The sequence below is a fragment of the Streptomyces jumonjinensis genome (assembly GCF_009600885.1).
Lineage (GTDB): Bacteria > Actinomycetota > Actinomycetes > Streptomycetales > Streptomycetaceae > Streptomyces > Streptomyces jumonjinensis.
The window spans coordinates 1-1577 of record NZ_VCLA01000197.1; the positions used below are offsets into that span (position 1 = coordinate 1).

Below are 1577 nucleotides of genomic sequence, written 5' to 3' on the forward strand. Positions count from 1 at the left end.
CGCCCGCATGCGGCTGGGTGCTCAAGAGCGGCAGCAGTCTGCGCACTGTGGTCCTCCTCCGGCGCAACACCGCGCCGACAGTCTGTCGGAATCTCTCCGGGCGAGACGTTAGGGGGGCAGCTGTGCGAAGTGGGGGACGCCGGGTGAACGCCGGATGAATGCGCGCCATGAGATGGGGATGACCGGCCACGGCGGTGGACGATCCGTGCGTACGCGGGGGACGTGCCGTGGGCGGGCCGCCCCTGCGGGGGTTCGCGGTGGGCGGCGGCTAACCTTACGTGTCCGCCCTGGCCAGGACAGAATACGGACAACCTGGTGCAGTTGCGGAGATTACTCCACCCAACTCATGCGAAAGGCCTCGCACATGGGCATTCGGAGCTTGCTGCGCAAGGTGTTCGGTCGCGATCGCTCGCAGCCCAACGAGTCGGCGGCTGCGCCCTCCGTACCGCCCCAGTCCGAACGTACGGAATCAGCCACCCCGGCTGCGCAGACCACCCCGGCCGTTACGGCCGCTCCTGCCGTTACGACCGTTCCGGCTCCGGCGGAGGAGCCGTCACCGGAGCCCGCGCCGGCGCCCGCGTCGAAGTCCGTTTCGGAACCCGTTTCGGAACCCGTTTCGGAACCCGTTTCGGAGACGGTATCGGAGACACATTCGGAACCTGTTTCGGAGACGGTCGCAGAGGCGCTCCCGGAGCCCGCGTCGGCGTCCGCTGAGTCCGTGACGCCGGAGGCCCGCGCGGCGGATCTGGTGTCGGCGGCGTTCGACCATCCGCAGGCACGCCCGCTGACGGCATCGGTACCGCCCCAGGCCCGCACGGAGCCGGAACCGGAACCGGAACCCCAGCCGGAACCTGAGACTGAGCCTGAGCCTGAGGAGCAGCGCACGGCGGCGGCACAGGCCCCGGTGGAACCGGAGACCGAAGCCCCGGCCGCTCCCGCCGAGGACCAGGCCGCGAGCGTCACCGACACCGCCGCTTCGATCACACCGGACCCGGACCCGGAACCGGAACCGGAATCGGAGCGCGCCCCCGAGCCGGAGGCCGTTGAAGAGGACGCACCGGCCCCCGCACCCGAGGTCACCGCTTCCGCCGAACCGGCGGAGCCCGAGGCCGAGACCCCGGCCGTGACCGTGGAGTCCGAGTCGCCGGCACCCGTCGAGGAGACCCCCGCCCCGACGACGGCCCCCGTCACGGTCCCCGAGCCCGCGCCTGCGGAGCCGGAAGCCGACGCCTCCGGGCCCGAGCCCGTCGCCGAAGCCAAGCCTGAGCCCGAGCCCGTGCCCGAGCCCGTGCCCGTGCCCGAGCCCGAGGCCGCCCCCGAGCCCGAGGCCGAGAACGACGCCCCCGCCGAGGTCACCGCCGAAGCCGAGGCCGCCGAAGCCCCGGTGACCGCCGACCCGGCCGTGCCCGCGGAGTCCGAGCCGCCCGCACCCGCCGAGGAGACCCCCGCCCCGACGACGGCCCCCGACACGACCCCCGAGCCCGCGCCTGCGGAAGCGGAAGCGGAAGCGGAACCGGCAGCGGAAGCCCCCGAGCCCGAGCCCGCACCGGCGGAACCCGAACCCGAAGCCGACACCA

1 pseudogene is annotated in these 1577 nt (G+C 73.4%); it reads left to right on the forward strand.

From position 1 onward, the window contains the following. Positions 1 to 718: 718 nt before the first annotated feature. Positions 719 to 1577, forward strand: a pseudogene (locus FF041_RS38350) (hypothetical protein); the annotation flags it as partial.